This is a genomic window from Pseudomonas sp. GW822-FHT01E03, from assembly GCF_058802985.1.
Window position 1 is genome coordinate 1 of record NZ_JBXAOQ010000032.1, and the last position, 1,073, is coordinate 1,073.

The 1,073-nt window shown below is 63.5% G+C and carries 1 protein-coding gene; it reads right to left on the reverse strand.

Annotated features, from left to right (window positions below; all coding sequences use genetic code 11):
- Window positions 1–1,073 (reverse strand): immunoglobulin-like domain-containing protein (locus AC1RP7_RS27895; protein WP_493184011.1); only part of this gene is annotated, 1,073 nt, incomplete at both ends.

Genomic DNA, 1,073 nt, shown 5'->3' on the forward strand with positions numbered 1-1,073 from the left:
GCGTCCTTGATGGATTCAGTGACGGTGGTCGGACCCTTGTAGAGGTCGTTGCCGACCGTCACCGGCAGGGTGCCGGAGCTCTGGCCTTCGGCAATGGTGATGACCTTGCCGCTGTCGAGGGTCACGGTGACCGGACCGTTCTGCGCGGTGACCGGCTTGCCCTGGGCATCGGTCAGCGTGGCGGTGTAGGTGATGGTGCCGTTTTCGTCCACGCTTGGAGTGGCGGTCAAGGTCACGGTGGTGGTGTCGTTGACGTCGGTAACCGTGGTGCTGACCGGGGTCTTGATCGGATCGATGGACTCGAGGTTGCCGCCCACCGCGTCTTTGATGGATTCGGTGATGGTGGTCGGACCCTTGTAGACGTCGTTGCCGACCGTCACCGGGAGGGTGCCGGAGCTCTGGCCTTCGGCAATGGTGATGACCTTGCCGCTGTCCAACGTCACGGTGACCGGACCGTTCTGCGCGGTGACCGGCTTGCCCTGGGCATCGGTCAGCGTGGCGGTGTAAGTGATGGTGCCGTTCTCGGCCACGCTCGGGGTGGCGGTCAGGGTCACGGTGGTGGTGTCGTTGACGTCATTGACCGTGATGGTTACTGGCGTTGTGTTTGGCGACACCAATTCCAGGTTGCCGCCCACCGCGTCCTTGATGGATTCAGTGACGGTGGTCGGACCCTTGTAGAGGTCGTTGCCGACCGTCACCGGCAGGGTGCCGGAGCTCTGGCCTTCGGCGATGGTGATGACCTTGCCGCTGTCGAGGGTCACGGTGACCGGACCGTTTTGCGCGGTAACCGGTTTGCCTTGGGCATCGGTCAGCGTGGCGGTGTAAGTGATGGTTCCGTTTTCGTCCACGCTCGGGGTGGCGGTCAGGGTCACCGTGGTGGTGTCGTTGACATCGGTAACCGTGGTGCTGACCGGAGCCTTGATCGGAACGATGGACTCGAGGTTGCCGCCCACCGCGTCCTTGATGGATTCAGTGACGGTGGTCGGACCTTTGTAGACGTCGTTGCCCACCGTCACCGGCAGGGTGCCGGAGCTCTGGCCTTCGGCGATGGTGATGACCTTGCCGCTGTCGAG